The organism is Agrobacterium vitis, assembly GCF_013426735.1.
Classification (GTDB): Bacteria; Pseudomonadota; Alphaproteobacteria; order Rhizobiales; family Rhizobiaceae; genus Allorhizobium; species Allorhizobium vitis_D.
Genome location: NZ_AP023272.1, coordinates 1,438,919 through 1,465,533, shown reverse-complemented (window position 1 = coordinate 1,465,533; position 26,615 = coordinate 1,438,919). Strand labels below are relative to the sequence as shown.

Below are 26,615 nucleotides of genomic sequence, written 5' to 3'. Positions count from 1 at the left end.
AGGGTCATGCCGGAGCTGACGAACCTCACCCCGTTCCCGAATTTCCGCTATTATAGCCGCGACAATCAGGACCGTGAATTCGGTATCGTGATTGTTAAGGCCACCTATGAATTCGACGCCTCCGGCAATCTGGTCGAAGCCGAAGAACAGGCACCGATGATGTTTACGGACAAATGCCATGGCGAGGTCAATGTCACCTCGCTCTGGCATCCCTCCGATCTCGTTCCGAACAAACCAGCGACAGATCTGATCGTCAATGCCGTTGCCCATGCTCCGGTCGGCAAGCCCGTGCCAGCGTGGCTTTGCGGAATCAAGATCAGCGATGGGGCCACAGAGCTTTTCTCAAAGCAACTGCGTGTTACCGGACCGCGTCAGTGGAATCCCGTATGGAAACGCAGATTGACGGATCGGGAAGCGAGCGATTGGCAGCAGCATCGCAAGCTGTTTGATCGCTGGGAACTTTCCGAGCCTGCCCCCATAGCGGCGGTGCCTCTGCACTACGAATATGCCTTTGGCGGAGAAATTCCGACGGGCAGCAACGATGATGGCACGCCGATTTTTGACACGGATCATTATAATCCGCTGGGGCGAGGCAAGATAAACCAGGACTGGACCGACCTCACCAAGCCCGTTGCCGCCCCCCAGATCGAAGCCCCGGATGACCCGATAACTGAACCCTATAAAGACTACCGTCCGCAAGGATTTGGGCCTATCCCGCCCGCCTGGTTGCCACGCCGTCCCTTAGGCGGAACCTATGATCAGGATTGGCAGGATAATGTCTGGCCCGCATGGCCCGCAGACTATTCCTTTGCCTATCATAATTCCGCTCACCCGGATCTCCACATCAAGCCTTATCTGCAAGGGCATGAGCAGATTGTAGTAACGGGTTTGACAGCGGGAGTTGAGGAGCTTGCCTTCGCCTTGCCCGGTGAACAGATGATGGTTGATTTCGTGCGGGAGGATGGAACCATTGAGCGCGAACAATTCGTGCTTGATACAGTGTTACTCGACATTGCCGCGCCCCGGCGGCGCGATTGGCGCATCTACCTGTCATGGCGGGTGAATTTCGAGCCAGACCTGTTCGAACAGGCAATCATCCACCGCAGGAAGCTGTCGCGCGCATCGATCGATCAACAGATGGAAGCGAAGGAGGATATGGCTCTATGACCATGGCAAAGATCTCTGCCCGCAAATGCGCGTCCAACGTCATCGTCTCGACCACACCCGATGTCTGCTGGACACCGGTCGGATCGGATGTGGTGAAAGTGGGCTATACCTCAATCGCCTTTCTGGACACAGCAATCAGACATTCGACGACAGTACGCAACAATGGCAAGTTTGACTTTCAGCTGAATTCGCGCACGGCCAAATCAACGGGCCATGAGCCGGGCACGAAGAAGGGCGTCAAAGTGCCGGGCTATCTTGGTCCTGCCCATGTCGAAGTTGCCTCGCATTTCGTATTTTCTGAGGGTTGGGCGACTGTCAGCCATCGCGATCCGGCATGGATCAACCGACCTGATCCAGGGCCAGTGGAGCCGGAGAAGTCGCAAGAGCCGGCACCGGTCATACTCGCCGCAAATGACGGCACACCAGGGAACAATCGAGCTCAGAATGCCCAGGTTGATGCCGTTTGTAGGATGCTGAAACTGACAAAAGACCAAAGGCAAATGCTTCACCGGGAAATAGGCGGTCAAAACTTTGGATTCCAGGAGATACTGGAATGCGCCAAGGACATGTTCAACAAATGAAAATATTGCAGGAATTTTGGGGCGCACCTTTGCCCGCCCGGCTGGCGATAGAGCGCGGGCATGGAAGCTGTTTGCTCCTTTATCACGAACATGAGGGTAACAAGCCATCGATGATGATCGATAGGGCTCGATGGGTCATTACATCGGGTGATCGCCTGACTTTTTATGATTACGACATTTCCAGCAGCGATGATCTCGCAGTTCTTGCACCGTATCGACTTCAGTCAATCGCTGAATATTCCGACCATATGAGGCTTGATTTTGGCAGTGCTCAATTGCTGCTGTTCTGGACCGCGCAATCGCAGGAGTTCTTCCATCCTGGCATCCCGAAAGGCAGTGAAGAGTGGCGGAACCTGCCTCAAGACGACCGGGACAACATAACTGTCTTTCCACGGAGTGGCGAAGCCTTCGGAATCGAATTCGAAGCCTTGCTCAACCCGGAAGATTATCCATGGGGCGGAGAGTTCCTTCGTCGGGAAGCGGAGCTTCCGAGTGCCTGAAACTGCAAAACGCATGCAATCTTTGAAGATTGGAGTGTGCCGTGCCTGATGGCGGTGAAACAAATTACGTTCCGACAACACGCAGCTATGTCGATAAAAATGGCGTGCAGACGAACGAGCGCGCCATTCCGCATACAAACACGAGCACTTATTACGACAATGGCAAGGCATGCGTAGTTGCTGGTGCTACCTCTGCCGAAGACGAAGCTCATAAAAAGCTCAGACAAGAAATCCTGGCGCGACTTTATGAGGAGAAGAAACAGCTCGAAAGCGAAACTGATCAGGCATACTCGGATCGAACCGAGCGGATGGCTATGGCTCTGGCAGGCCCAGAATACATCGACACGGGCAATACTATTTCCCGGCAGGGCCGTCTCAACATGGTGAATTCGGACATCCAGAAATACGAAAATGGTTATCCGGTATACACTTTCAAAGATAATCTAAAAAACGTTGCGACTGCGCCAGTGCGTCTCTTCGATGGTGCTGTTGGTCTTGCAAAGGGTCTGGGAAACACTTTGCTCGATCTGGGAAAAGGAGGGGCTGCTGGGGAATTGATGCAATCGGATGATCCCGAGCTTCGAAAAGAGGGTGAACGGCTAGCAAAAGAGGCTGGCGATAATTTGGCAAACCGCGGCAAATCCGCGGCCCACGCTATTATCTTCGCCCTCCCCAATATGGCAAAGCAGGCTAGTGACGGAAATTGGGGAGAGCCGGTCGGCGACACTGTTGCCGGCTATGGTGCTGGTAAAGCGCTCGAATTCGGTGCGGGCGCTTTAAAAGGTACCACCCCGGCAGTCCGTGCAGCGGACGATGCCGCGACTTCTGGCGCAACCGTCGTCGGCGAACCCGTGTCTGTCACCAACGGCGAGTACCTCGAGACCTGGCGCGATTTCCTCATTCCCGGCACGCTTGGCTTTGACGGCGCACGGTATATGGGCCTCAAGCTCGCCCTGCCCGCTCGCTATACCACCCCGCTCGGGCCGTGCCAGATTTCCATGGTCGACGAGGTGTTTTCCAACCCGGCGCGTGGCAAGCTGCTGTTTCACACTGCCGATGGCAAAGCGATTGATTTCGACCGACCCTTCAATTTCCTCCCGTCGATCAATGCCGCCTATCCGCATCTGGAGCTGAAAGCCCCTTGGCTGAAGCAGCTGGAGCTCAAGGATCGCGGCATCGTCAAGCACTTCAGGCAGTATGACGACGATGTCTACCGGCTGGAAAAGCTCGATGACCTCAATGGCAACAGCCTGACCTTCCTGCGCTCGGATGCTGGCTGGCTGGAAAAGATCGAGGGGCCGGATGGCCTTTCGCTGATTTTTGACAATGACGCGCAAGGCCAGCGCACCCGCATCGCGCTGATCGGCACTGAAGGCTCCGAGCTGGAACTAGCGCGCTACACCTATGATGCCAAGGGACGGATGCGGGAAGCCACCTGCGCCTTCGGCATGTCGGTCCATTACGTCTGGGAAAGAGACCGGGACCTTCTTGTCTCGTGGAATAACCTGACACGCCAGTCCGAAACCCATTTTACCTATGACGACGATGGCCGGGTGGTGCACACCCGCACCAACGGCATCTGGAACAATGACCGGTTTGATTACCGCGAAGGCGAGACCGATTATCTCCCCGGCGGTGTGGAGGCGCAAGCCCAGACCTTCCGCTATGACGAGCATGAAAACGTCACTGCGGAAATCGATGCGCTGGGCGGCGTGGTGGCGCATGGCTATGATCGCCACGGCTTTCGGATTTCGACCAAGAACCAGAACGGCTATGAAAGCCGCACGCGCTATGACGTCCACGGCAATGTCAAGGAACTGACCGACCCGGAAGGCCGCTCTACGGTCTATGGCTGGGGTGACAATGGCGAACTGCTGATTGCCATCGATGGTGCCGGAAACAAACGGACCTACAAGCATGATGACAACGCCAATGTCATCAGCGAGAAGGACGCCGAAGGCCATGAGACCCGATTGGTGCGCGATGCCAGGGGCCGGGTGGTGGAAACCCATTTCCCCAATGGCGCGATCGAGCGGCGGGCATGGGATGCGCATAACCGTCTGGCCTCGGTTACCGATGTCAAAGGCAATACCAGCCGCTTTGTCTACGATGTCTTTGGCCGTCTGGTGGAAACCATCGGCCCAACGGGTGCTGTCACCAAACACATCTACCGGGCCGGTGCGGGTGGCTTTGGTACCGTCAGCGCCGTTATCCGTGCCGATGGTGTGCAGGTCACGCGCTCGTTTGATGGTGCAGGCCAGCTTGCCACAGTAACGGATGGCGAGGGGCGCATGTGGCACTATCGCTACGGTGCCTTCGGTGTGTTGCAAGCCATCGTCGATCCCAAGGGTGGGGAGCTAAAACTTGCCACTGATATCGAAGGCCGGGTCATCTCCGTTACCAATGCCGTTGGCCGTGTCTATAGCTTTGAGCGGGATGCAGCCGGACGGGTCGTGGTCGAAGAGGATTTCGATGGCCGGGTCTGGCGCTACGCCCGCGATGCCGCAGGCCAGATTACCGAAACGGTCAAGCCGGATGGCGCAAAGCTGCGCTACGCCTATGACAAATCCGGCCTGATCAAACGGATCGAAGGCTTTACCGCCAAAGGCGAGCCGGAAGATATCACGCGCTTCTGGTACGATGCCCGTGGCCTGCTGATCAGTGCCGAGAACAGTGCCGCACTTGTGGAATTCGAGCGAGACCGCAATGGCCGCATCATCGGCGAAAGCCTGAACGGCAAGCGCATCAAATCCAGACGCGATGCGATGGGCAACCGTATCCTGCGCGAGATCACCGGCGCAGGCGGCTCTCTTGCCCAGTATATCCGCGATCCGCTAGGCGCCGTTGAGCAGATGGTGGCAGGCGACACCGAGATCACCTTCAAACGCGATGTGCTGGGCCGTGAAACCGAACGCCGCATGGGTGGCTTCCATCTGCTGCAGAGATTCGATGCGGCGGGCCAGCTTGCCGCCCAGGCAGCCGGTCCCGCAGTGGCGGGGGGCCTTGATGTCTCGCGGTTAGGCTGGAACATCCCTGGCGGCGGTGGTGAACGCTCGGCACGCGCCAGGCCCGGACATATCCACCGCATCTACGAATATGACCGCGCCTTTGCCCCTACCAGCATTGACGATGGCCTGTGGGGCAAACGGCAATACACCTATGATGACAACGGCCAACTGACGGATTCTGAAGCCGCCTTTGGCTCGGAACGCTATCACTATGACGAGGCCCGCAATCTGGCTGGTGCCTCGTCGTCTGTCACGATTGCCGAACAGCCTACCCCCTATGGCCGGGCCTTTGACGAGACCTTCGGCTCCACCGTACCTGCACCCAAGCCAAGCGGCTGGCAGCGCAGCGCCGGCGGCGTGGTGCAGATCGCCAAGGGACCCAAAGGCGAAAAGATTCAGCTCACTCATGACGACTGCGGCCGCCTGATCGAGCGGCGGGTCGAGCGTGACGGCTTCAGGCCACAGCGCTGGCGCTATCGCTGGGATGCCCATGACCGGCTGGTGGGCGTGACCACCCTGGAGGGCGAGGAGTGGCTGTTCCGCTACGATCCCTTTGGCCGTCGAGTGTCCAAAGTCCACCGCTTTGCCGAGAAAGACCGCCACAGAGCCGCCCTGCGCTGGCCAAGCCTTATCGGCGGCGATGGCGTGCCGCGGCCATCAAGATCAGGATCTGACGCCCAAGAGCGCGATCACGATCTGCCCGATGTGGGCACGGCATATCTCTGGGACGGCGATCATATGGTGGCGGAAGCGCCGCTGTTCCTTGACGGTCATATCGCCTGGAATGAGGCAACCCACTGGCAGTTCGAGGAGGACAGCCATCGGCTTCTGGCCAAGCAACTCCCCTCCGGCGAGATGCTGGCGATCGTCAGCGATCACCTCGGCACACCAAAAGAAATGTTCGACGCCAAGGGGACGTTACTCTGGGCCGCCGACCACCATGTCTGGGGTGCCGTCCGCACCACCAAAACCTTCGGCTCCCTTGCCGCCCTCCCCAAGCACGACCGCCCGCCGGACGAACTCCACTGCCCCTGGCGGTTTCCGGGGCAATACGAGGATGCCGAGACCGGCCTCTGCTACAACCGCCATCGGCATTATGACCCGTTGACCGGGCAATATGCCTCACCGGATCCGATCGGGCTTGCAGGTGGAGATCGGCCGCAGGGGTATGTGAATAATCCGAATACGCTGGTCGATGTGTTGGGATTATCTCAGACTGTTTGGTCCTTTATAAATGAAACGCAGCCTCCAGTTGAGGGATCAGTCATCCCTAAATCCTTTGAATTGTCTCTACCGGACGGAAAAAAAGTTTGGGTTCATCCAAATGCGACTAAACATATGGTTGACGATGCAGCCGCAATTGCGGTGAAACGAAAGAGGTTACCTTCTGGCTGGAGTGAAGAAGCTTCAAAACTGTATCAGCAACAGCAACTACGGAGTCTAAGGGGGGCTGTGAGCGATGCGGCGAAAAACGGAATTCCAATGGATCAGATGCTCAAGGTGGATGGTTGGGAACTCATTTTTTCTCCGGCACGACAGGCAGGGGACCTACCAGTATTAAAGCATGCTAGACCATATGGAGCGTACTAGATGGGTATACAATTAAACGATTGTTCAAATTTAAATTTTGAACTTCTCGAATTCGAAGACCATCTCGGATCACTATGTTTTAATGTGAAGCTCCATTTTGATGGGAAGGATTTCAATTTTTCCTCCCAGTTCAATTTTTGGTTTGACTACACAAATATAGATAAATTCATAGCTAATTTAAAAAATGATAAAAATGCTGTTATGTCATCTATGGATCATGATTTTGATATTTCAATCGAGAAAGATGGAGATTTTTTTATTAAAATAGAAATAAAAAAAGGAGGATTTTTTTCCCCGAAGGAATTTCGGTACTTTGATAAAATGTCGGAAACAGGAATATTGGATTTGAAAGAATTTTTTTTAAACTTCCCGAAATGGTGGTGAGCAAATAACAATTATAATATTTTAAACATGACGGAGCCCGCAATCAGCCGGCGCCTTTTCCTACGTTAGCATCGCCGATCAGCCGACACCCTATGGCCGGGCCTTTGACGAGACCTTCGGTTCCACTGTGCCGGCGCCAAAGCCGAGCGGCTGGCAGCGCCGGCGGTGTGGTGCAGGTCGCCAGGGCCCCGAAAGGTGAAAAGATCCAGCCCACCAAAGACGATTACGGCCAGCTGAACGAATGGAATCTCGTCCCGTCGAGACCTTGGGGTCAAGAAGCCATGGATCCACTCCGACATACCAGGTATGATCTAATCAAAATTAACTGTGGTATAAACAGTTGGTAGGTGGCTGTGATGTCTAAAGCGGATGAAATTCGGGCGAAATTCAGAGCAAAGGGAGCGGCTATTAAAGCTGAAATGGAAAGTCCCTACGGGCGGTTTCGGTCTAAATTTTCCACAACTCTTGATAAATATTGTTCGAATTTGGATGATTCGTTCATGGCGACGATTTTTGAGGCTTATAACGAAACGAAGCCCGCAGATATTGACGCTTGGATTGAGCAGGAAATCATGCCTATGTTCAAATCTTTGGGACCTGCTCCGTCGTGGCGATTTGAACCGGATTGGGCCTTTGTCGACAATCTACCAGGGGTTTTCGTGACGCGGTTCGATGCGGACGATGAAACTTTTTATGTGTTTCAGGGTGCGCGCAAGACGAATGATGGACTTATGCGCTGCACAAAGATTTCAGCTCAAGGCGATAGCTATAGAAGCAACATGGACGGCGAAATCATAGGATGAAGGCAAGCGTTACTGACTGTTGGACATCCTTGTTGAATATGCTGTAACGGCAAACGGCTTTCCAGCTCAACCAAGGTAGCCAAATCACATTGGACGACGCTGATACCTACGCGCTCTTCCGCGAAGAGCATAACGAGAACCACGGCGCCGGCTGGTGGGTGGATTTGAGGCGACGCGGCATCCGGGTCGTGCGGCTGTTCAAGGACAGCATTTACGGATCGCCGCAGGCAAGCTTCGATCAGGCGAAAGCCTATCGCGATGCGGCCATATCTGTCCTGCCACCTGCCACCAATCATGAGCAGGCCGTTCTGCTCCGCAAGAATAACAAGAGTGGCATTTCAGGTGTGCGCCACGTCGAACTGGCAGAGGACGAAGCTTGGGAAGCATCTCTCCTCACCCGCACAGAGCACAAACGCGAGAAGTTCTCCGTACGCGAATATGGTGAGGAGCAAGCAAAAGCCATGGCAATCGCACTGCGCCGAAAATGGCTGGAGGAATTACCGGTCAAACACCTGGCTTATGCCGAACACTCGGAAGAGATGACCCGGCAGCATTTCGGCGATCAGCTTGCGCCCGTTAGCGACGTCTTGCCCGAAGTCAGCATCACCAAGACCGAGGCTAAGGCACGACTGAAGGCAATAAACGCTCATTTCGATGCCCTACGCCCTCCTAGGCTCCGGGTGCGTGTGAGAAGCTACCAGGAGGGCAGACTTTCAGTCCACGTTTCCGACGCCGGCTTTCCCGCCCAACGTAAATTGGTCATACTCAATACAAAACGTCTGTCGACCGGTGAAACTCTTGCCATGGCGAGCGACCGGATCATGGCGCTGATCACGACGTTCTATAATCGCGATGTCGCTCATTGGTTCATGCAGAACCATGGCCATATCCTGCTCGATCCGGCACACTACGATCCGGACGACGGTTTCAATGTTCTACTGTTCGTGCCTGTAGAGATCGCAAAACCAGAAACCGTGAGCGATAGACCGGCCAGCGAATGAGCGCCGGTTCTGAGCGAGGCTGCCCATCCTGGCACTGCGACATTCACCTTGGTCTTGTGTTTCCCTGCTCTCCAAGAGTGGCTTTTTGTCTCCAATTTCCACTCGCTACACACGAATGACTGACGCCGGTGCGGGAGGCGGATCGGGTTCAAGGCTAACCCACCCCCCTGCCCCCCGGGGACATTGAGGCCATCTGACCATCGTCCGAGGGGTCTTCACCTCTCAAGCGATGACCTCAGGTCGCAATGGCATCAATGCCCATGGTGATCTCACTCATCCCGCCAAACAGCGGCACGTCCACCACCACCTGACCACGCTTGGACAGCACCTTGCGCACCGTCACCACGAAGTCGGCAAACGGTCCTGAGCGGATCGTCACCTGCTTGCCCAGCACATCCGGCATGGGTGGAACGTCGCCCGCATCCATATGCTTCCTCTCCGCAGTCTTGGCCGATAGGAGCAGCTGTCGCATCAAGGGTTCCGGCATCAGGTAGGGCTTGCCATCCCTGCCCATCAGGCTCCGCAGTTTGGAGGCCAGCATGAGACCGACATAGGCTTCATTGTCCGGGATCACCTGCACGAACAGGTAGCCACGGAATAATGCTCGCTGGACGATGATCGCTGGCTTGCCGCGCCTGGGTGGCAGTCTCAGCCGCTCGCATGGGCACCAGCATTCGATTTCCTGCTGTCCAAGGCTATCGCGGATCACCTGTTCCATGCCGATCTTGCAGCTTGCCACCACCCAGCGGGCCAGTTGGTCGAAGTCAGGGCGGTCACGCCTGGCCATGGCGATCTGGCGTTGGCGCTTGACCTCAAGGACTTTGGCGTCCGTCAGCTTCGCAAGCCTATCGTTCGAGACGCTATTCAGAAGTTTGCCGTTATGCTGCATCATGGGTGCGTCCCTCGCTGAGGCTGATTTTGAAGTGCTGAAGGGCGGCCTCGACCGCCGCGTCGAGATCGGGCTCTGCGGGGTCCACCGGCGGGAAGTAATTCCACTCGCACCGACCATCGATAAACATCCATCCCCGCCGCTCATGGAGCCGGTGCCAAGCGGCAAACAGGTCGCTGTCCGGCTTGACCCCGACAAAGTCGGCCACCAGCGGCAACAGATCCGCCGAGGTCACAAACGGTTCGCCACGAAGGGCCCGGTCTTGCATTTTGACCACCAACGGCCAGCCGTGTTCCCGGCGCTTTTCCCAGATCAGCGCTTCCCGGCTGATCGCACCGGTGGCAATCCGTCGTTCATCGAAAGCCGTGATGAAGAACGGGCCGGTCGGGTCTGACAGCAGAGCCTCCAGTCGCCGTCCCATCCAAAGCTTGCCGCACGGCTTGGCGACCACGCGTGCTGGCTCCTGGGTGGCAGCCAGATGGTCTGGCAGGTCTGTCCAAGCCCGTGCTTTCAGGTAAACGGCGGGCGCTGTCAGGTCGTCGCGCTTTGCCCAGGCGAGATAGGCTGGTGTTCGCTCAATGCAGGCGTCCCGCTCCTCAGCCGACAGCGCAAACCAGGCATTGCGGGCAAACTCGGGACTGCCGGGCTTGGGCCAGAGTTTGTACCAGGCGTCAAACTGCCGACCGATCCGGGCTCGCTCAGTGCGCTTGGCTGCCTTATCGTCCACAACGAGAACCGCATTGCCTTGCGAAACCAGTTCGCAAACTCCCTCCCCTTGGTAAGAGTCAGTCTTTGCTAGATCTAAGTTATTACTAGGTGCCGATTTTACCGGCGCCGGTAAAACCGGCGACGGTTTTGCCGGCGACGGCGTTTCAGTCTGCGGTAGAAATGCAACAGTTTTGGTTGGCGCATCGGAACCGTCAGAACCGTCGGATTTGGCGGAGGCATCGGCGTTGCCCGAGCCGCCAGAGGCATCGGCGATGCCAGAGGCATTAGTGTTGTCGGCGTTGTCGGAGGCATCGGTGTTATCGGAGACGTCGGAGACGTCGGAGACATCCGGGACCGCCTGGCGTGGCTCGTCAAAGATGACAAGAACCGTTGCGCCGAACTTGCCATCGGCGCGGGTCTGCTCCCGCTCCGCGTAGCCTGTCTCCACCAGCTCCGCGATCATCTTGCGGGCCTTGTCGCGCCCGCAATTGCCCTTGCGGACGATGTCCCCGATCACCACGGTCCAATTGTCGGGCTTCGACAGCAGATAAGACAGCAACCAACGGGCCTCCATGGAGAGCCTGGCATCTTCAAACACATGGTTGGGAATGGCGGCATAGCGCGCATTGCGTACGCCGCGCCGGATTGTCGCTTCGCCGCTCACTGCCCACCGCCTTTGCGCGCCACAGCGAGCAGCGCCGCCCTGGTCGCCCCGATGGACAGCAACACGCTATCGCGCCAGCAGCCCTGCTCGGTGCGGGTGGAGTTAAGCGCTGCCAACTCGGCATCAATGTATTCGACGCCGATCAGGAAACCCGCCGTGCGCAACACCATGCGGATCGCGGCGTTGTCGCGGTAAATGACACCCTGCGGTACCCTGAGCAGCCAGTCGGCCCGCTCCGCGTCCGTCTGGCAATCGCAAAGCTGCTCAACGATGGGAAGAAGCCCTGTCATCGGCCAATCTCCCGCTCCACCTTGCGTGCCAGGGCGCGATAGGCGTCCATCTGCTTGGACAGCGCCGCCTGAGCCGCCTTCTGCGCGTCCACGGCCTGTGTTGCCGCTTCGCAAGCACTGGCATAGGTGCGGAACTGGCTTTCCATCCGGGCGCTTTCGAGCAGAAAGTCATCAAACAGCGGATTGGAACCGGCCGGGCCGAACATCGCATCCCGTGTCACCGACACCCAATCTCGCGGCACACCGAGATCCTTGGCAACCATGCTGTCTGTCCAGGGCGCTTTATAGGCATCCTTGCCATAGACCTCATTGAGCTTGTCAAAGATGATGGCGCGATCCTCACGGCTCATGTCACGCGGCTTGTCCGCAACCGGTGCTGTGTTCTCGGCCATGATAATCGCTCCTTTGCGCTTGGACGGGTTGGCGTGTTTTGGGCAAAAGTCCTCTTTCGGACTGCTGCCAACGACCCACCCTTTGGTCTGGAAATGCTGGATTGCCGCGAGGGACGGCTTGACGATGATCCCGGTGTGATGCGGGAAATAGGAAACGACGTCGCAGCACCCGCAGGCGATCCGCATCGCCTTAGCGGTGCGCTTGCCATAGGGAATAGAGACCTCTGGAAAGTCACGACTGGTCATGCTTCACCCCCGCTGCGCAGCCACGCCTCGTACTCGCCAAACAGCGAGAGCCAGGCCGCTCTGACGCGGTCATCCTCATTGATCTGTTTTTTGCTGGTGATGCCGAGGCGGTCCTTCAGAGCCGCGTCGGCAGTGTCTTTGTCGTCAACCACGCACCCGCCGCCAGTCTCGCTCAGAAACCGGTGGAAGGCAGCATGGGACAGCAGAATGGAGGCTTGCGCCGAGTGGTTCGGCATCTTGCGGGCCAACGCCGGTGAATGGCTCTGCACCTCCAGCTCTTGACGCAAATCGCGCACCGCAATCGCCGCGCGGTCGAACAGATGCAAAAACATTCGCAGATGATCGAGGGCACCGCAGAGCAAATCCCGCTCATCATGCAGGGCGTTGCGGTGGATGGTGGCAATGTGCGCCAGCTCACCATCCGGCCGCTGGACGATCAGGCGCAGGCCGTCCCGTGTCGCTTCCAGCGTCCAGGCGTCCTTTTGCAGCCGCTCGGCCGATCCACGAAGCCGGTTTACGGTGGCGACCTCCCTGTGCCGTCTTTGCAAGGCATCCGCCGTCATGCGCCACCCCCTTCCGAGACCGGCGCGGTCTGCGTGGCCTCCGAGGACTGCGTGGCCTCAAAGCCCCAGAAGTCCCACTTGCCGGCAAGGCGCACGTCACCCTCGGCAAGGCTTTCCTTGCGCTGAAACAGTTCTAGTTTCGGCAGTTGCGGCCACAGCCGATCGATCTGTTCGGCAAACCACACAGGCTTGCGGCTATGCTCGGTCTTTGCCTCGGCATAGAGGCTGTCCGGCTGGGTGCCGGGCAATGGTGCCAGCGAGACCTTGCCGCGTTTGCCGATCAACAGCAGTTCATGGCGATCCCGCACCCAGCGGCCCATGCCGATATGCACCTTGTCCCAGGCCATGCAGGTGACATAGTCAAAACCCCAGGCCCGCAGCACGTCGATCCCATCGGGCAACCGGTTGGCGGTGACCCACAGGAACAACAGCGCATCCATGGTGAAGGGCGATCTGTCGCCTGCGCAAAGCGCCTTGATCTCCTCCACCGGCATGGCGGGATATTTGAGGCCCTTGTCTTGCCCGGTCTCATCGCTCCAGGCCTCTTGCTGCCACGGTGGGTCGGCATAGCCGATGGCATAGGCACCACGCGGCACGTCGCCACCTTTGCGCCGGCCATGCTCGGCAATGGCGCTCACCAGATGCAGCCGCATGTCCCGGCTATGCTTTTGGTTGGTGGTGCGGATCGCCTTGGATTCGGCCGTCACCGCCTTGTCTGCGGCAATCAGATCGCGGGCAAAGCGCTCTTGTGCCTCGGCTGTTTCCAGCCGCTTCAACTGATCGAGCGTCACACCCTTGTCGTGCCGGGTACCGCGCAACATCTGCAATGCCGTGCGGGAAATCTTCTCTCCGCGCTCGACATCGCGCTGAATGGTGCGCTCTTTCTGCCCGGTTGCTTGCGCCGTGGCAGCGGTGAAGCGCTTTCCCGTTTCGCCAATTTGGCGAGACGGGGAAACATCGCCCCGCTTCAGACTGGCCTCACGCGCCGTATCGGGAAACTTGACCAGATAGATTTCCTTGCGACGATGCAGAAACAGCGCCCGGTCGGATGGCGTCAGATCGGCCCTGATCAGGTTCTCGTCGATCTCGCAGAGCTGACGGTCGAGATCGTCGCCCCGCTTGTGGAAGCACAGAATGAACTCTAGCCCCAACCGCTTGCAGGCCTCCAGGCGGTGACCGCCGGCGCCGAGATCCACCTCAGCGTCGTCAACATCGCCATAGACGGTGATCGGCGTTTCCAGCCCGTAGTCGCGGATGTTGTCCATCAGCGCCAGAACGGTCGTCTCATTCAGGGTCCGCAGCCGGTGTTCGGCGCGGATGCTGTCAATCCGCCGTTCCGTTGCCACCTTGGTTTTGGGCTGGATAACCGGTGCAACGTCACTGAGGCTCAGCGCCACCAGCATCTCACGCGCCCGATCTGTCGGATACCAGCGATTGCCGTCCTTCTGATCGCGGATCAGATAGCCGCAGCCTTCGGCTGCCACCTTGTTGGCGGCAATCACTTGCGCCACGTCCTTGGTGACCACCTCGCCGTCGCGAATCGCTATGAGAATAAGGGAAAGCCCGGCGGAACCGGGCTTGGGATACTTGACTGACGCATAACCGGCCATCAGTTCGCCCTCATCAGACGATCAAGATAGGCCTGACCCAGACCGGTCAGCAGCACCGTCTTGTGATCCTCGCGGATCAGCACATAGCCGCAGGCACGGCAGTCATTCGCCAACTGCCGGTCAGGGCCATGAGGGACAATCAGCTGACCACCATGGATTTTGAGCTTGCGCAGGAAGGCCCGTGCCCGCGCACTCAAGGGCCGCTCGAACAGTGGGGTCAGGGTTGCGTCGATCATGGCTGCTCTCCCACAATCCGCAGGCCAAGCTTATCGCCGCCCCTCGCCTTCACACCGGCCAGCGCCTTGCGAAGTGCTGCAAGACCGACTTCCAATTCCGCCGCATCCCGGTCCATCTTGGTGGCTTCCGCAGGTGTCACCACCATGTCGGAGATCGCCACCGCGCCACCGGAAATCAGATCGCCAGCCCGGCGCACCATTTCCGAATAGGCAACGACAACGCCCTGCTCTACGGCGCGTTCGCCCGCCGGATCGGTCAACCGGCGACCGCTCAACTCGGCCATGGCCGAGGTCACGACCGGCACCCCGCATTCGCTCTCCAGGGCATAGACAACCGAAATCGGCATCAGGTCCGTATCACGCGGATTGTTCATCCGTCCGATATGGCTGGCAGACACCGAAGAGATCTCCGATGCCCGTTCGATACCGCCAACCAGCCTAATCAGGTCGCGTTGCGCCGCTTTGATGCGATGAAACCAAGCGCTTGTGTGCATAAGACAAAACCTTTCCCGCGCCGGGAAATCTCCGGCGTTTTTCCCGTGGTGGGAATTGATCAAAAATGTGAGAAATGGGCCGTCAGATACTCAGGGAGGACCGCATGCAAACCGAAACTTGCCCGCACCAGATCGGACGCCAAACAACCTGGTGCGGGCTGCGCGCAGCTGGGAGGAGAGCCAGCGCGAATCGTATGGAAGAAAGGGGCGCATCATCATTGAGCGACCTCGTTCCCTTGAGAGAAATGGTAGAACGTCCTGACAATGTCACTTGCGGACACCGACATGCCCGTCACGTCTTCAATCCGAACAATCGAATGAGGGCGAGGCAAAATTCTGCCCGCCTCCCATTTTGAAACCATCCCTTTTGTCGCGCCAACGAGCTCCCCGAATGCATCTTGCGTCAGGTTTTTCTCACGTCGGTACTTTGCAATCGGGTGCTCCATGTCGCCAAAGTTTCACATAGTGACACTTTAGGCAAGAAGATTTGTGTCACACGGAGCTAACGCCTTGCTGCATCAACAGGAATATTGTTGCACAATGAGCAACATCTCAAAAATTCACAGCGGCAAAACGCCCCACAGATTGCACTTCATCCCGGAATGGGCGGAGAAGCGTAATCTAAGGCAGGTTGACATCGTGAGAGAGGTTGGGGCTGATAAGGGTCTCGTTTCTAAATGGTTTAAGGGCGTATTGCCGAACCCCGAATACTTAGAGAGCCTCGCAGCGCTTTTCAGCACTGACGTTTCCGGGCTGTTTCGTCACCCTGATGATGACTGGCTGTCCAGGTTCTTTTTAGACAAGACAGAAGAGCAGAAAGAAAAAGCTATTTCCATGCTCAAGATCATGTTCGATGATCAGGAAAATCAAAGTAAATCAAAATTTTAAGTGACCATGCGGATAAATTCCCGCACAGGGAGTTTGCGTAGCTGCGAATTCGCTTGGCTTAGGCATTCCCGATAGAACGAGATGCATCACGGATGACCGAAGAATGTCCACGCCAGAAATCTCGGATAGATAGTTTTTAAGTGGTCCTCTATAATCTTTGATGATCTCGCAATTTTCACCAGCGTGAACAAATAGCCCAATCTATTCATTGCCTTCTCGGTCGAAATCCAACCTAGAAGGCTTTTGCGCGCCTACATCAACACAGGCGCTTCATTCGCTCAGCTCGCCATTGTGTCACTTTATGAAACTTTACTCTTGCAGAAAGTTGCATAATATGAAACATTACCACCATCCACCTCGCACCGGTGGATACCGAAAGACGCCGCCGGATGACACCCCCACCCCCACAAACCCTACCCATCCGGCGGCGTCAACCAAACGAATAGAGGATCGTCGCATCCTCAAGCCAAGGATGGAAATCATGCAGCAGACGTCCACCGTCACCGCCGAAGACAAGCGTGACCGCGAAACGATGTTTCAGCTCTATCAGGAGCGCGGCCCGCAGACCGAGAATGACCTTTTGAGCGCCGGTATCTGCAAGGATAGCCAGTTGCGCAACGCGCCAGCCGTCGCCGAGCGTATCCGTCTTACCGAAGTCGCCTGAACATCTGATTTTGCTCTTCCACGTAGCCCGACGGCCACCTTCTCCCGTTCCATATGAGGCGACCAGGCCGTATTCCGCCCAATACCCGAAGGTGCCGGCATGACAACCCAATCCCCACAAACAGCCCGCAAGCCGCTCTTCAGCGTCCGCTTCCGCGATGGCCATACCGTAATCACCACAGCCGACAACAGTCTTAAGGCAGAGCAAAAGGCTCTGCGCACCCGGCCCGGCTTCATCGAGACAATTCGCATTATCAAGGGAAAACGGGATGCGTGAGACCGAAGCAATCAAGGGCGCAATCCCGCTCCGAGAAGACGCAATCCAGCCGGCCCGCGCCATTGCCGCCATCCTCCAGGAGAAGATTTGGCCCAACTGGCTTCCGGGTAAACAACGGGCACTCGCCAAGATCTTCGCAGGCGCATGCGACAACTCCATGCTGTTCATCGCCACAGCCAATGCATTGACCATCGCCCTTGATGACATCGAGGACCGTGACGCCGAAATCGAGCGGTTGAACGGGATGGTACTGCATTTCTCTCGGAAATATGCCAGCCTCATCGGCTATCGTGACGAGCTGCTCAAAATCGCAGCCGAGGTTGGCGAGCCGGGCGACCCTTTTGCCGCCTGGGAAAGCATCGCCGCACTCATAGCCGAAAACGAGCGGCTGCATGAGACGATCACAAGCCTCGCAAGATGCCGAAGAATTTAGCGAGCTTGGAAAATGAGCCGCGCTAAGTTCAAACAAGCTATCACCGAGCGCGCACAGAGCGGGATTATTCCATGATCACAATGGAGGATCTGTTGCTCGCGCGCCAAGGCGTTGCCGAGGCAATTGCCGCCTGCGAAAACGAGGGCGAACATGAAGAAGCGGCAATCTACGCGCCGCTTTTCGAGCGCCTAGACAACGAAATCACCGCGCGGGTCAATCGCCGCGACACGATCAGCCGCGCGCGACAATTGATCGCCAATCAGCCTAAGTCAATCGCGGCCGGGTCGAAACGATAGGCCATGGCTGCGAGGACATCGCGCACCTGCGCGACGGGATGCCCGTCTCCATAGGTCTCACGGCTGAACGCATGGCCCATCAAGTCGGCCTGCATCCGCTCAGGCGCTTTCTCCTCATTTAACCGGTCCTGAAAGCTATGGCGCAGCGAATACAAGCTGTGCTTATCAGTTGGCAAAAGCCCTTTGCTCCGCAGATATTTGTTAATCGCGGTCGACATCGAGGCGGCTTTGTCGAAGTACCGTTCGAGCCCGGCCGGAACCTGCTTTGCCGCCAGTAGCGACACGCCAACCAGCGGAATCGTTCTCTCACGAAATTCAGTCTTCAAAGTTGCCCCGGTGCGCGGGGTAAGACGCACATGCGGCACAAGGCTATCCAGGCGGATATCTTCTTGCCGCAAGGCGCATAGCTCTTCCGCGCCCATGCCTGTTTCCACGGCAAGATAAACAGCCATACGCGCCGTCTTATTCAGTCCCGACAGCGCCCCCGCCCCCAGCAGGACCGTTTCGACATGTTCGCGCGTAAACGACGGTCGGCGGCGCTGAATTGATTGCAACTTCAGCTTGGAAAAAAGTGATGGCAGATCCAGGCTGTATTCCGTCGCCATGGTCGAAATGATGCTGCTCACCAGCATCATGTGCTTATTGGCGGTTTCGGGTGTGATGTGACCACCGACGACCCGAGCGGCGAGCCAATCCCTGTATTTCCGAGAGTGAATGCGAGTTAGATCGGCAAATTCTATCTCCCCTCCCACGCAATCGACAAACTCTCGCCACGCCTGTTCCCGCGCAACCTTCCACCGCCTCTTCTGATCTTCTCGCTTTTGCACCTGACCAGGCACAGTCACCTGCTCATAGGCAGCGAACAAATCAGACAGCGTTACGGCCGGCGGCGTCTCGGCCCCAAGCAGCGCTCGACGCGCACTCTTATCCGATCCGCGACCGACGACCGCCTTTGATTGCTTTACCAGATCCACAAGCGGCCCGTCGTGCAGCTCTGCGGCCGAGCGATAAACGAAACCCTCAAGCTGTGCTCGACTGATCGCCGCCTTGTATCGATCCCAGGCCGACTGGCTTTCACCCTTCGCCAGCGCCGCCCAAAGAGCCTCAAGGTTCCGCTCCGCGTCGACCGCTGCATTCACAGCCGCCACCCAGCTATCCGTGCGCAGACTGAGCCGGACAATGCCTCTTTCATCGAGGTGAGCCAGAGCAATCGGCACACGTCGAACATAATAAAAAATTCCGTCGCGCTGCGTGATGCGATCAGAGGCTGATTTGTTCCGCGCCATTCAAGACCCATTGTCTCCCAGATTGTTGCGCAGTTTGTTACGCAAAATCCGATCAATCGACAACGACTAACGGCGCCTCATCACATAAGCAATTGATTTCACTTATTAAAATTTCCACGACAATCATTTAAAATGAGATTTTGTGGCGCACCCGACAGGATTCGAACCTGTGACCTTTGGAATCGGAATCCAACACTCTATCCAGCTGAGCTACGGGTGCGTTCAGATGAGCACTTGTGGTGCGAAGCGGTACATAGCCTAGTCTGGTGGCCGCATCAATGGTGAATTTGCGTTCGATCCACAGAAGCCTGTCTGCCGAAAAAGGCACCTCTAAAATAAGAAATTGCGGATACAGCTGTTTTACCCCTATATTGTTTCAGGGGGAAATCGTTCAATTAAAGAATTATCTTGTACCCTTATGTTAAGAAGGGTAAAGATGGATCGTTATTAAGAGTCGGAACATGCCGGATTGTGGGATCGGGCATTGGTCACGGGAGGTTTGTAGTCTAGGGGCATGAGCAATCAACATTTTATTGGTGAGGGCGCCGGCATTCGACAAGGGGTTGTCGATTATTCCGGGCTAGCCTATTCACTCGGCTTTCGCGTCAGGCGCGCACAACTGGCCATTTTACAGGACTTTCAGGATGTTCTCGGCGGTCATGATATCCGGCCAGCTGATTTTTCCGTTCTGTCGATCATTGCCGGTAATTCCGGAATGAAGCAAAGCGACGTCGCCTCGACGCTGGCAATCCAGCGGGCCAATTTCGTTGCAATCGTCGATGGATTGGAAGACAAGGGCCTTATTGAGCGCCGTCGCTCGGATACGGATCGCCGCGTCTATTTTCTTCACCTGACGTCCAAGGGTTCGGCATTTCTCGAAGAGCTTTTGCCAAAGTGGCGCGAGCATGAGGAAAAATTCATTGGCCGGCTTGGCGGATCGGAAAAACGCGATCAACTGATTGAATTGCTGAAGTCGATTTCTGAGTAATGGTCAATCAGACTCAGGTCCGAACTCATATCCGGACCTGAGTTATCGCATTGAAAGGCTGCTTCATTTTCCGTGAAAATTTCAGCTATCGCCTACCCGGCCCGACAAACAAGAGCTTTTCCCTGACTGTTGGGTTTTCAAGATCTTGTCTTCAGGGCCTGGTCTATCAGTTGATTGGCAATGGTCATCCGGGTATGAGCCGCATCCGCAAATAACGGATGAACCAGGTCCGGGTGATTGAGCTGCGCAAACGCTCTCCGCTTCGCTTTCAAGCTTGAAGTCTCGTCATTATCAGCAATACCCAGATCCTCCGCGACTTCCTCCGGCGCAAGACGCGCGAGGTAAGCGGGCATTTCCGGGGGAGCCACCTCCTCCTCGACCAATTCTGCCTCGGAAACAGGCTCTTCATCAGGCATCAGCTCGAGATATTGCTCTTGCGCCCACGCCGCAGCGGCTTGTGGCACGTGGCTGTTTTCCTGAACGAAGCCGGTATTCAATCCAGAGACGCGGTAGTGATTGACCTCACCCTCACGTTCGGCCTTTTCCGCCTCTTCGTTGGAAAGCCGCTCGACGACGGATTGAAAGATCGATTGTCCAAACAACATCGCGCCTGTCCTGATTTGCCAAGAACTCTACAGCACAACGGACAGAACCGGAATTAGTTTCCAAGAGCGGCACGGCATCAGCGATATGAGCTAAACAATCAGCCTGACGGAGCCGGAGGTTCGTCCTTCCTCCAGGTCGGCATGGGCCTGCGCCGCTTGCGCCAAGGAATAGCGTGCGCCTTCCGGCAGGCTGAAGCCAGCTTTCAGCACCTCGAACCACGCTTCAGCTGCTCGCCGGTATGCATCCCGATCGGCAAGGAGAGAAATAATGCTCGCCCGAATGAGCGATCGATTGACAAGGCTCATGGGATCGATGAGTGGCAAGGCGCCTGCGGTTTGCCCGATCGATGCCACCAGTCCGAAAACACGCACGGCGCGCAGGCTTCCTGCAAGGGTATCGCCACCCACACCATCGATGACCAGATCAACGCCCCGGCCCTTCGTCAGTCCCAACGTCACATCGACAAAATCGCTTTGTTTGTAAAGGATAGCATGGTCGAGGCCGTGTTGTGTCGCGAGATCGGCCTTTACCTGCGATCCTACGGTGCCGATGACTTTTGCGCCCTTCTTCTTCGCCCATTGCGTCAGGATCAGGCCAAGCCCGCCGGCCGCAGCATGAACCAGAACCACCTGCCCCGGCGACACATGGCCCACGGTTTCAAGCAGCATATGCGCGGTCAATCCACGCAGAAACGATCCGCCGAGAAGCTCGTCATCAAGCTCCGCAGGCGGCTTTACCGCCATGAAGGCCGGAATGATCCTGCTGGCCGCATAGCTGCCAGCTGGCAATCCTGCATAGGCCACCCGGTCGCCAACCTGGAAATCGGTAACGTCATCGGCCACCTCTTCAACCACGCCCAAGGCTTCCACACCCGGCACCGCCGGCAAGGGCAAAGGATAGGCGCCGCTCCGGTGATAGATGTCGATATAATTGACACCGACCACCGTCTGCCGCAGGCGAATTTCACCTGACTTGAGAGAGACGATGTCACGCGAAACCGGCTGCAAAACATCCGCTGCGCCAGGATATTGAAATTCCATGACCAAAGTCATCGGCTCACTCCCTGTGTGTCGCACCCTCGCTGTCATACCAAGGCTTCTTGCCAAGCATTTTGGTATTCCATTTTCAGACATCTCGAGGCGAGGTGCATTTGCATCTTTGTGCATTGGTATATCTGGCAGGCTCATGTGTGATAGTGCATATTTCCGCACAGTACATGTGGAGAAACGCACAAGTGAACTGGGATGATTATCGGTGCTTCCTGACCCTCGCCAAAACGGGTAGCTTCTCACGGGCAGCACGCCTGCTTCACGTCGATCACACCACTGTTGGCCGGAGGGTTGCGGCATTGGAGGTGGAACTCGGTATAAAGCTGCTGGAGCGGCTGGCGAGAGAAGTCCGACTGACAGCAGAGGGTCATGAACTGGCGACCCTGGGACTACCCGTCGAAGAAGCAATGGCCAGCGTGGAACGGGCGGCAGCAGGCGGCGGTGCAGCATTGGCGGGAGCTGTGCATATTTCCGCGCCACCCGGGCTGGCATCGCTCTTGCTGGCACCGAAACTAGTTTCCCTGCATCGCCAGTACCCCGAAATCGAAATCACGATGTCGAGTGACAAGGATTTTGCAAATCTCAATCGGCGCGAAGCGGATATTGCACTACGATTGTCGCGCCCACTCTCGAACGGACTTGTCACCCGCAAACTCCGCGATATCCCATTCTTCTTTTTCGCAAGCCACACCTATGACATCGCGGAGGATGACTGGGAATTTATCACCTATCTTCAGGCGGACGATATTTTGCCGCAACAGAGCTGGTTGATGCAGCACATCGGGTCGAGAACCATTGCGTTGCGATGCAGTGATGCCGCGAGCCAGGTTCAAGCGGCCGCCGCCGGCCTCGGCGTGGCGCTGTTGCCGGACTATCTTGGATATAATGATACCCGTCTCAGGAAATGCCCGAGCCGGCTCACGCCGCCACGGCGCGAATTATGGATGGTGGTACATGACGATATTCGCCACGCACCACGGGTGCGGGTCGTGCTGGATTTCCTGATCGGCATACTCACCGCCACGCAAGATCTCGAATTGCCAAAGGCATCAGAGGCTTGAGACATTCGAAAACGGAATGGTAATTATCCAGCAGACTTAAAGTATTACAGCGCCGCACGTTTATAAAACGACGGCGCTGCAAAGAAAGTCTCCCACCGCAAGCAGCGGCAACTCCTGCCTTCACCCCTGGCTCTGCGACTGGCTTTGACCGGTTTCCGCGACGCTGACCGTTACGGACATATCCTCCCCCGCCAGGCCGATGCGCATGCCGGAAACTGGTGCTGCGTCGGCGTAGGACAGGCCAGAGGCAAGCCGCACATAGCGGGCGTCCGGGCAGACATTATTGGCGGCATCGAAGCCGACCCAGCCGAGTGATGGAAGGTGTATTTCGGCCCAGGCATGGGTTGCCGTCTGCTCTTCGATCCCTTCCATCATCAGATAGCCGGAAATATAACGGGCTGGCATGTTCATCAGCCGGGCGGCCGAGATCATGATATGCGCATGATCCTGGCACACGCCGATCCCCGCCTCCAGCGCCTGTTCGGCGTTCGTCTCGGTGGTGGTCGTCCCCGTCTCATAGCGCACCTGTTCATGCACACGGGCCATCAGGTCGTGCATCCTGGCCAGTTCGTTGTCGCCCGCCAGGCTTTTGACCAGATCGCGCACCAGCTTTCCGGCCTTGGTGCGCGGCGTATCGCGCAGATAAAGCCAAAGCGGCACATAGCCGGTATGGGCGCCGAACACACCAGCGCGATCCTCGGTCTTCACCTCTCCCGATGCAACGATCCGCACGGATTTGGCATCCCCCTCAAAGGACACCAGATGAGTATGATTGCCGAACTGGTCGTTGAACCCGGCCTCGACATTGGCACCATCCACCACGATCGTCCAGGACAGCACGTGCAGGCCAGGGTTTTCGATCGGGGTCAGCCTGAGCCGCTGGAGCGAGAACTGCACCGGCTCATCATAGCTATATTCCGTCACATGATTGATTTTCAGACGCATCGCTTGTGCCCCGCTCAACTGTAGAATCGGTAGCCCTCGTTAATCTCATGCCCCAACCGGTTGTTGCGGGAAATGAAATTATCGAGAAACTCGTGCAGGCCCTGATCCATGATCCGGGTAATATTGCTGGAGCGCAGCGACGCACGGATGCTGTCGGCTGTTTCATGGGCGGGCAGCCGCTCACCATATTCCTTGCCGATATAGGCAAGATTACTGACGATCTTCTCATAGCAATAGGCCAGAGACCGTGGCATCTGTCCATTGAGGATCAGGAAATCGGCAATATTGGCGGCAAGATAATCGCCGTCATAGACCCAGCGATAAGACCGATGCGCCGACACCGAACGCAGGATCGATTCCCACTGGATATTGTCCAGCGATGAACCGACCTGGTTTATCGAGGGCAGCAGCACATAATATTTCACATCGAGGATGCGGCTGGTATTATCTGCTCGCTCGATGAATGTGCCGATCCGGGCAAAATTATAGATCTCATTGCGCAGCATGGAACCGTGGAACGCACCGCGGATCAGCCCGGCCCGCCGCTTCACCGTATCGATGGTTTCCGGCAGGTCGGCGGATTTCAGCTTGCGCGCCAGAAGCTGTTTCAGCTCGATCCAGCATTCGTTGGTGGCTTCCCAGGTTTCCCGGGTCAGCGCGGTGCGCACCATGCGGGCATTGTTGCGGGCGCTGTCGATGCAGGACATCACGCTGGACGGATTGGCCGTGTCGCGCAGCAGAAAGTCGATGGCATCCGCCGCCGTTACTTTCGGATGCGCTTCCAGGAAAATATCCAGAACGTCGGCACTTTGCAGCACGCCAGTCCAGTCGTCGTCGGTGGCACCGGACCGGGTCAGCGAGACGCGCAGCCCCGCATCCACCAGACGTGCGATGTTTTCAGCCCGCTCGATATACCGGAACATCCAGAAGAGGCCGTTTGCAGTTCTTCCCAGCATGACCATCAGTCCTCCAATACCCATGTATCCTTGGTGCCGCCGCCCTGGCTGGAATTGACCACCAGCGAGCCCTGCTTCAGGGCCACGCGGGTCAAACCGCCGGGAATGATCTGCACCTTGTCGGAGACAAGCACATAGGGACGAAGATCGACATGCCGGGGCGCGATGCCCTTGTTGACCAGAATCGGCACGGTCGAGAGCGACAGGGTCGGCTGGGCAATGTAGTTGCTGGGACGGGTCTTCAGCTTTTCGGCAAACAGAGCCCGCTCCTTCTTGCTGGCGGTCGGCCCGACCAGCATGCCGTAGCCGCCGGAGCCATGCACTTCCTTGACCACCAGTTCTTCCAGATGTTCGAGCACATAGGCCAGACTACCGGCTTCCGAACAGCGCCAGGTCGGCACGTTTTCCAGGATCGCCTTGCGTCCCGTATAAAACTCGACGATTTCAGGCATGTAGGAATAGATCGCCTTATCGTCGGAAATACCGGTGCCGGGCGCATTGGCGATGGTGATATTGCCAGCGCGGTAGACATCCATAATGCCAGGCACGCCCAGCGCCGAATCCGGGCGGAAGGTCAGCGGATCGAGGAAATCGTCATCGACACGGCGGTAAAGCACATCGATCGCTTCATAGCCACGGGTGGTGCGCATCTTCACCTTGCCGTCGATGACGCGCAGGTCGGAGCCTTCCACCAGTTCCACACCCATCATGTCGGCCAGGAAGGAATGTTCGTAATAGGCGGAATTGTAGATGCCCGGCGTCAGCACCGCAACGCGCGGCTTACCTTTGCAGCCGGGGGGTGCCAGTGAAGCCAGCGACTGGCGCAGCAGATAAGGATAGTCCTCGACCCGTTGCACCTTGTTCAGCTGGAACAGTTCGGGAAACATCTGCATCATGGTTTCGCGGTTTTCCAGCATATAGCTGACACCGGACGGCGTGCGGGCATTATCCTCCAGCACATAGAATTCGCCCTCGCCGGTGCGCACGATGTCGGTGCCGACGATATGGGTATAAACGCCACCCGGCGGACGGAAGCCGATCATTTCCGGCAGGAAGGCGACATTGTTCTCGATCAGCTCGCGGGGGATGCGGCCAGCCTTGATGATTTCCTGCTTATGATAGATGTCGTCCAGAAAGGCATTGAGCGCTAACACGCGCTGCTCGATACCCTGGGCAAGCTTTCGCCATTCCTGGCCGGAAATGATCCGGGGAATGAGATCGAAGGGAATCAATTTTTCCGAGGAATCCTCGTGACCATAAACGGCGAATGTAATGCCGGTCTTTCTGAAGATGGTTTCCGCATCCCGCGATTTTGCGATCAGATGCTTGGGGTCCTGGCTCGAATACCAGTCGAAATATTTCTGGTACGGTCCGCGCGGGCTGCCGTCCGCCGTAATCATTTCATCAAATGCCAATGGCGCTATCCCCGTTTGTTTTAGCCATATGAATACAGTGCCTTTTACAATGCAAGAAGCGTGCTCAATTTGAATGAAATATTTCGATCCGCCAAAATCCCGCGAAAACAGCCAAAAAACTGGGCGTTCGCCAGCGCTGTGACCAACCTCGCTTTAGGCGCTGGCAACAGCACGCATAAATTCGATGCAACTGCGAGATTTATAAGCAGCTCCTTCAGGTTTCCCCACCACCATGTCTGAATGTTGAAACCATCGGCAACAGAGAAAACGATAGAGGGGCTGGCGCGCCACCCTCGCCTCAAATCAGGCTTGATGAATGCCGTGATGCCGCCCCTTTTCCGGGCTAACGGCTGCTCTATCTTCAGGTCAACAAAAGTTGTCTTGGCGAAAAAGCTGTATACAAACACGATAAGCCATCGCCACCAAGCCAGAGAGCCGAATTGCTGATTTGCCATTGTAGATGCACATAATTGTCGTGTTGAACCGATTCCGGTTTGACCGTTTATGCGCTAGCGTCAGGAATATTCGAATCACGACCTATCGTGTTCTGGAAACATCGATACGCTATCCCGCGCATGTCGCAGACAGGATGCATTCAGAAACGGTTGTTAAGGTCATAGCCGCTG

Annotated in this window: 30 protein-coding genes and 1 tRNA gene; 14 read left to right on the top strand and 17 right to left on the bottom strand. The window is 56.9% G+C overall.

Going from position 1 to position 26,615, the window contains the following annotated elements; genetic code table 11:
* Positions 1-6 precede the first annotated feature (6 nt).
* From H1Y61_RS06645 to H1Y61_RS06615, 7 genes are all read left to right on the top strand, one after another.
* Complete coding sequence (locus H1Y61_RS06645; RefSeq protein WP_180574096.1) at positions 7-1,167, top strand: DUF2169 family type VI secretion system accessory protein; 1,161 nt, start codon at positions 7-9, stop codon at positions 1,165-1,167.
* Entirely contained in the window at positions 1,164-1,748 is a 585-nt protein-coding gene (locus H1Y61_RS06640; protein WP_180574095.1) for a PAAR-like domain-containing protein, read from the top strand. The genes H1Y61_RS06645 and H1Y61_RS06640 overlap by 4 nt, the downstream gene beginning before the upstream one ends.
* Complete coding sequence (locus H1Y61_RS06635; protein WP_180574094.1) at positions 1,721-2,248, top strand: hypothetical protein; 528 nt, start codon at positions 1,721-1,723, stop codon at positions 2,246-2,248. Before H1Y61_RS06640 ends, H1Y61_RS06635 begins: the two co-directional genes overlap by 28 nt.
* Positions 2,249-2,289: 41 nt before the next feature.
* The gene (locus H1Y61_RS06630; RefSeq protein ID WP_180574093.1) at positions 2,290-6,846 is read left to right on the top strand and encodes an RHS repeat-associated core domain-containing protein; all 4,557 of its coding nucleotides are present in this window, start codon (positions 2,290-2,292) and stop codon (positions 6,844-6,846) included.
* Complete coding sequence (locus H1Y61_RS06625) at positions 6,847-7,230, top strand: hypothetical protein (RefSeq protein ID WP_180574092.1); 384 nt, start codon at positions 6,847-6,849, stop codon at positions 7,228-7,230.
* A 356-nt stretch (positions 7,231-7,586) separates the two neighbouring features.
* Positions 7,587-8,033: a hypothetical protein gene (locus tag H1Y61_RS06620; protein WP_180574091.1), complete on the top strand. Its 447-nt coding sequence runs from the start codon at positions 7,587-7,589 to the stop codon at positions 8,031-8,033.
* An 89-nt stretch (positions 8,034-8,122) separates the two neighbouring features.
* Complete coding sequence (locus H1Y61_RS06615; RefSeq protein WP_235680847.1) at positions 8,123-9,034, top strand: hypothetical protein; 912 nt, start codon at positions 8,123-8,125, stop codon at positions 9,032-9,034.
* A gap of 235 nt (positions 9,035-9,269) precedes the next feature.
* Here the strand turns inward: H1Y61_RS06615 and H1Y61_RS06610 are convergent, their stop codons facing one another.
* The 9 genes from H1Y61_RS06610 to H1Y61_RS27075 form a co-directional block, all read right to left on the bottom strand.
* Entirely contained in the window at positions 9,270-9,926 is a 657-nt protein-coding gene (locus H1Y61_RS06610) for a transcription termination/antitermination NusG family protein (protein ID WP_180574090.1), read from the bottom strand.
* A complete protein-coding gene (locus H1Y61_RS06605; RefSeq protein ID WP_180574089.1) occupies positions 9,913-11,295 on the bottom strand; it encodes a helix-turn-helix domain-containing protein in 1,383 nt (460 codons plus the stop codon). Before H1Y61_RS06605 ends, H1Y61_RS06610 begins: the two co-directional genes overlap by 14 nt.
* Entirely contained in the window at positions 11,292-11,585 is a 294-nt protein-coding gene (locus H1Y61_RS06600; protein WP_180574088.1) for a hypothetical protein, read from the bottom strand. The genes H1Y61_RS06605 and H1Y61_RS06600 overlap by 4 nt, the downstream gene beginning before the upstream one ends.
* Positions 11,582-12,223: a hypothetical protein gene (locus H1Y61_RS06595; protein WP_180574087.1), complete on the bottom strand. Its 642-nt coding sequence runs from the start codon at positions 12,221-12,223 to the stop codon at positions 11,582-11,584. The genes H1Y61_RS06600 and H1Y61_RS06595 overlap by 4 nt, the downstream gene beginning before the upstream one ends.
* On the bottom strand, positions 12,220-12,786 hold the full coding sequence (locus tag H1Y61_RS06590) for a hypothetical protein (protein WP_180574086.1): 567 nt from the start codon (positions 12,784-12,786) through the stop codon (positions 12,220-12,222). The genes H1Y61_RS06595 and H1Y61_RS06590 overlap by 4 nt, the downstream gene beginning before the upstream one ends.
* Positions 12,783-14,396, bottom strand: a complete 1,614-nt coding sequence (locus H1Y61_RS06585; RefSeq protein WP_180574085.1) for an MT-A70 family methyltransferase — start codon at positions 14,394-14,396, stop codon at positions 12,783-12,785. The genes H1Y61_RS06590 and H1Y61_RS06585 overlap by 4 nt, the downstream gene beginning before the upstream one ends.
* Positions 14,396-14,632, bottom strand: coding sequence for a hypothetical protein (locus tag H1Y61_RS06580; protein WP_180574084.1), 237 nt, complete (start codon positions 14,630-14,632; stop codon positions 14,396-14,398). The genes H1Y61_RS06585 and H1Y61_RS06580 overlap by 1 nt, the downstream gene beginning before the upstream one ends.
* Positions 14,629-15,126, bottom strand: a complete 498-nt coding sequence (locus H1Y61_RS06575) for a hypothetical protein (protein WP_180574083.1) — start codon at positions 15,124-15,126, stop codon at positions 14,629-14,631. The genes H1Y61_RS06580 and H1Y61_RS06575 overlap by 4 nt, the downstream gene beginning before the upstream one ends.
* Before the next feature lie 215 nt (positions 15,127-15,341).
* On the bottom strand, positions 15,342-15,572 hold the full coding sequence (locus tag H1Y61_RS27075) for a helix-turn-helix domain-containing protein (RefSeq protein WP_180574082.1): 231 nt from the start codon (positions 15,570-15,572) through the stop codon (positions 15,342-15,344).
* A gap of 94 nt (positions 15,573-15,666) precedes the next feature.
* On the opposite strand from H1Y61_RS27075, the gene H1Y61_RS06565 reads away from it, so the two are divergent.
* The 5 genes from H1Y61_RS06565 to H1Y61_RS06545 all read left to right on the top strand — a co-directional run bounded on the left by H1Y61_RS06565 (position 15,667) and on the right by H1Y61_RS06545 (position 17,683).
* A complete protein-coding gene (locus H1Y61_RS06565) occupies positions 15,667-16,014 on the top strand; it encodes a helix-turn-helix domain-containing protein (RefSeq protein ID WP_156534144.1) in 348 nt (115 codons plus the stop codon).
* A gap of 481 nt (positions 16,015-16,495) precedes the next feature.
* The gene (locus H1Y61_RS06560) at positions 16,496-16,678 is read left to right on the top strand and encodes a hypothetical protein (RefSeq protein WP_180574081.1); all 183 of its coding nucleotides are present in this window, start codon (positions 16,496-16,498) and stop codon (positions 16,676-16,678) included.
* Positions 16,679-16,777: 99 nt separating this feature from the next.
* Complete coding sequence (locus H1Y61_RS06555; RefSeq protein WP_156535453.1) at positions 16,778-16,954, top strand: hypothetical protein; 177 nt, start codon at positions 16,778-16,780, stop codon at positions 16,952-16,954.
* On the top strand, positions 16,947-17,387 hold the full coding sequence (locus H1Y61_RS06550) for a hypothetical protein (protein WP_180574080.1): 441 nt from the start codon (positions 16,947-16,949) through the stop codon (positions 17,385-17,387). The genes H1Y61_RS06555 and H1Y61_RS06550 overlap by 8 nt, the downstream gene beginning before the upstream one ends.
* 71 nt (positions 17,388-17,458) lie before the next feature.
* Positions 17,459-17,683: a hypothetical protein gene (locus tag H1Y61_RS06545; protein WP_180574079.1), complete on the top strand. Its 225-nt coding sequence runs from the start codon at positions 17,459-17,461 to the stop codon at positions 17,681-17,683.
* Here H1Y61_RS06545 and H1Y61_RS06540 read toward each other — a convergent pair.
* Entirely contained in the window at positions 17,647-18,969 is a 1,323-nt protein-coding gene (locus H1Y61_RS06540; protein ID WP_180574078.1) for a tyrosine-type recombinase/integrase, read from the bottom strand. The genes H1Y61_RS06545 and H1Y61_RS06540 overlap by 37 nt on opposite strands.
* 143 nt (positions 18,970-19,112) lie before the next feature.
* Positions 19,113-19,189: transfer RNA gene (locus H1Y61_RS06535), tRNA-Arg, on the bottom strand.
* Between the two features lie 294 nt (positions 19,190-19,483).
* Between H1Y61_RS06535 and H1Y61_RS06530 the strand changes: the two genes are divergently transcribed.
* On the top strand, positions 19,484-19,957 hold the full coding sequence (locus H1Y61_RS06530) for a MarR family winged helix-turn-helix transcriptional regulator (protein WP_174111496.1): 474 nt from the start codon (positions 19,484-19,486) through the stop codon (positions 19,955-19,957).
* Between the two features lie 137 nt (positions 19,958-20,094).
* Here H1Y61_RS06530 and H1Y61_RS06525 read toward each other — a convergent pair whose 3' ends face one another.
* Positions 20,095-20,562, bottom strand: a complete 468-nt coding sequence (locus H1Y61_RS06525; protein ID WP_174111497.1) for a hypothetical protein — start codon at positions 20,560-20,562, stop codon at positions 20,095-20,097.
* Between the two features lie 90 nt (positions 20,563-20,652).
* Complete coding sequence (locus H1Y61_RS06520) at positions 20,653-21,615, bottom strand: quinone oxidoreductase family protein (RefSeq protein WP_180574077.1); 963 nt, start codon at positions 21,613-21,615, stop codon at positions 20,653-20,655.
* 182 nt (positions 21,616-21,797) lie between these two features.
* Here H1Y61_RS06520 and H1Y61_RS06515 point away from each other — a divergent pair, with 182 nt between their 5' ends.
* Entirely contained in the window at positions 21,798-22,673 is an 876-nt protein-coding gene (locus H1Y61_RS06515) for a LysR family transcriptional regulator (protein ID WP_180574076.1), read from the top strand.
* A 120-nt stretch (positions 22,674-22,793) separates the two neighbouring features.
* On the opposite strand, the gene H1Y61_RS06510 is transcribed toward H1Y61_RS06515, so the two are convergent.
* From H1Y61_RS06510 to H1Y61_RS06495, 4 genes are read right to left on the bottom strand one after another with little or no spacing between them, the layout of a single operon-like run.
* A complete protein-coding gene (locus H1Y61_RS06510; RefSeq protein WP_180574075.1) occupies positions 22,794-23,618 on the bottom strand; it encodes a transglutaminase family protein in 825 nt (274 codons plus the stop codon).
* Positions 23,619-23,632: 14 nt separating this feature from the next.
* The gene (locus tag H1Y61_RS06505; RefSeq protein ID WP_041698170.1) at positions 23,633-24,574 is read right to left on the bottom strand and encodes an alpha-E domain-containing protein; all 942 of its coding nucleotides are present in this window, start codon (positions 24,572-24,574) and stop codon (positions 23,633-23,635) included.
* 5 nt (positions 24,575-24,579) lie between these two features.
* The gene (locus H1Y61_RS06500; RefSeq protein WP_174111501.1) at positions 24,580-25,989 is read right to left on the bottom strand and encodes a circularly permuted type 2 ATP-grasp protein; all 1,410 of its coding nucleotides are present in this window, start codon (positions 25,987-25,989) and stop codon (positions 24,580-24,582) included.
* A gap of 44 nt (positions 25,990-26,033) precedes the next feature.
* Positions 26,034-26,444 (bottom strand): hypothetical protein, encoded by a 411-nt coding sequence (locus tag H1Y61_RS06495; protein WP_180574074.1) that lies wholly within the window; start codon positions 26,442-26,444, stop codon positions 26,034-26,036.
* Between the last annotated feature and the right edge of the window lie 171 nt (positions 26,445-26,615).